Origin of the sequence: Bacillus sp. C30 (assembly GCF_040838255.1) — a bacterium.
GTDB classification, from domain to species: Bacteria; Bacillota; Bacilli; order Bacillales; family Bacillaceae_G; genus Bacillus_A; species Bacillus_A mycoides.
This window is the reverse complement of sequence record NZ_JBFPJH010000378.1, coordinates 1-2,919: the sequence shown is the minus strand read 5'-3', so window position 1 is coordinate 2,919 and position 2,919 is coordinate 1. Positions and strand designations below refer to the sequence as shown.

Annotated in this window: 2 protein-coding genes; one reads left to right on the top strand and one right to left on the bottom strand. The window is 35.4% G+C overall.

Annotated elements, in window-relative coordinates; all coding sequences use genetic code 11:
* Window positions 1–145: 145 nt before the first annotated feature.
* A complete protein-coding gene (locus AB3X49_RS20510) occupies window positions 146–1,777 on the bottom strand; it encodes a thiamine pyrophosphate-binding protein (RefSeq protein WP_367964400.1) in 1,632 nt (543 codons plus the stop codon).
* A gap of 124 nt (window positions 1,778–1,901) precedes the next feature.
* On the opposite strand from AB3X49_RS20510, the gene AB3X49_RS20505 reads away from it, so the two are divergent.
* Window positions 1,902–2,720: an N-acyl homoserine lactonase family protein gene (locus AB3X49_RS20505; RefSeq protein WP_367964398.1), complete on the top strand. Its 819-nt coding sequence runs from the start codon at window positions 1,902–1,904 to the stop codon at window positions 2,718–2,720.
* Window positions 2,721–2,919 lie beyond the last annotated feature (199 nt).

Sequence of the window (2,919 nt, the reverse complement as noted above, 5' to 3'; positions counted from 1 at the left end):
TTAAAGCTAACATTTACTAAAAATAACGAATAAATTTCAACTAGCACCACGGGTAGTTACCTATTCTCTTTTATTTCAATGGTGTGATTTTATATCTGAAACATTGTTCTACCTATTTTTTTCTTACATGGTTTTTGCAATATCTTTATAAATTCTCCATACGTTTTTTTAATGAAGATTGCATTTCATCTTTAGGTACCATAACTTCAATAACTCGAGGACAATTCATAGGTTGAGCAAATTGATTTAAAGCTGCTGCTAAACCTACTTGGTCATAACATCGAGTACTTATGGCGCCTAACGTATGTGCAAGGTTAGCAAAGTGAACGCCTTTGTCATACTGGCTACCTACTGCTTTGCCATAAGCTAAATACATAGCTTTATCTACCATATCTAATTGTTCATTGTTGAAAATAATGATTATAATATCTAACCCCATGTTTACTGCTGTAGAAATTTCCATTCCATGCATCATCATACAGCCATCTCCTGTTAAACACATTATGTTTTTTTCGGGACAGGCTAGTTTAGCGCCCATTGCGAGTGGAAGGGCATTGCCCATCGCACCAAACACATCATCGAAAAAGAATGTTCCGGGAGATTTTATTGGATAATTTTCTATTGCATAATAACTATGAATGCCACAATCACCAAACATAATTGCATCGTCTTTAACGGCTGCTTGTATAATTTTGATAGCCAAGGATGCGGACCACTTATCTTGTTGTAACTGAGATTGAGGAAAGGTTTGTAATAGGGGAGAAGTGGTCTTGTTGTTCTCGGTAGGGGTTAATTTTAAAAGGGTAGTTAAATTCTGTTTAATATCTCCGATAATTGGTAATGTGGGGACGGGCAAACTTTTGCCTATAATATCGGCATCCCAATCGAATTGTATTACCTGTGCTGGGTAGTACTTTGGATTTAAATCTGGTAGAGACATATCAGTTAATTTTGTTCCCATTACCACCAATAGATCGATTCCGCTTTCAATATATTCTTGTGATATAGCATTGCCACCTAGGCCATATGCTCCGAGTGACAAAGGGTGATAAGTAGAAAAAGTACCTTTACCACCGGGGGTGGTAGCCACTGGAATGCTGAATTTTTCAGATAAGTTTTTTAATTCTGAATAGGCTTTTGCGGAGTGAATTCCTTTTCCGGCGAGTAAAGCAGGACGCTTAGCATTTTTTAAATAATGAATAGCAGTATGAATATTTGAACTAGTTGGGGTATCAATATCTATTAAAAGTGGTGTTAAAGGATCTATTTCTTCAGATAAAATATCAAACGGAATATTCAGGTGAACTGGACCGCGAGGTGGAGTTAAGGCAACACGAATTGCGTGATGGAGATAAGTTTGAACTTGATTAAGGTGACTTATGGAATTGCTAAATTTAGTAACAGATCGAAACATTGTTACTAAATCCGTACCAAAATTAGAAGAATCTTGAGAATAGGGCTTGCCAGTATTTCTAGCGGAAGGATGTCCAGTTATAAATAGAACAGGGGCTGAAAATGCCTTCGCTTGACCTGCGGCTGTTAACATATTTGTTCCCCCCGGGCCGGATGTTCCTAAGGCGACTCCTAATTTATTATTTAACAGGGTGTAACCTGTGGCAGCGAAGCCAGCACCTGCTTCGTGTCGTGTTAAAATGAAGTTCAAATTCATTGTATCGGTGGCAATAAGAAGCGGATAAATAGATTTTCCAGGAATACCGAATATATGATCTATCCCTAGATCTTTGATAGTTTTTATAATGAATTCTGATACATTCAAAATGTATTCACTCCTTTTGATATGAGTAACAAATTTCATCTCCCACTCATTATATATTAAAGGATAATAAAAGGTGTTAGGCTATAGTGTCAAAATTATATATTCTTTAATGGAGGATGGTATCATGTCTATCCAAAAGGTAAAGTTATATGTATTAGATCATGGGAATTTAATGATCGATAAAAATATTTTTAATAGAGATTGTAAAACTGAACAAGTAAATCGATTTACGGAAATTCCTGTTTATACAATACTCATTGATCATCCGGATGGGAAAATACTTTTTGATACATCTTGTCATCCCAAAAGAAAAATCGATCTCGTACAAGGTGGCTTTCCATACAGTGCTTATAATGTGAAAGAATCTGATTATCTTATTAATAGATTAGGATGTTTAGGGATTCGCCTAGAAGATATTCGACATGTTGTAGTCTCACATTTACATTTTGATCATGCTGGATGTCTTGAAATGTTTCCGAATTCCCAGATTATTGTACAAGAAGATGAACTGTTGCATACATTAAAAAGTTTTAAGATGAAGAATCTGCCCTTAGGATATATAGAAAGTGATATTTCTAAGTGGTTACGTCCGAATTTACATTGGAAAGTAATTAAACGTTCTGAGAAAAAGGTGGTTCTTGTTGAAGGGGTTGAGGTTTTAAATTTTGGTAGTGGTCATACATGGGGAATGTTAGGCATGCAAATACACTTACCAAATACAGGAACAATCATTTTAACGTCTGATGCTATATATTCCAAAGAACATTATACTTCACCAATTCAACTACCTAGTCAGGATGCTGTTTATGATTTAAAAGGGTATGTCGAGACTATTAGAGAAATTAGAAATTATGAGAGAGGCGATCGAGTACAGGTATGGTTTGGTCATGATAGTACACAATTTCAGTCACTAATAAAATCTACAGAAGGATTTTATGACTAGGCGTAATTTCAAATGAAAAGTATATGCCTTACCCGTTGTGCTAGTTGAATTTCTAGTGTCCAAAAGCCACGGAAATGAGCACATTTCCTCATTTAAAATGGAAGAAAATAGCGGTATTCAAGATGCTTTTAAACGGTATGGAGGCAATTTTTGTATGATTTTAGGTGTTTTCTGAAATTGTTTTATGGTTTTTCCAAAG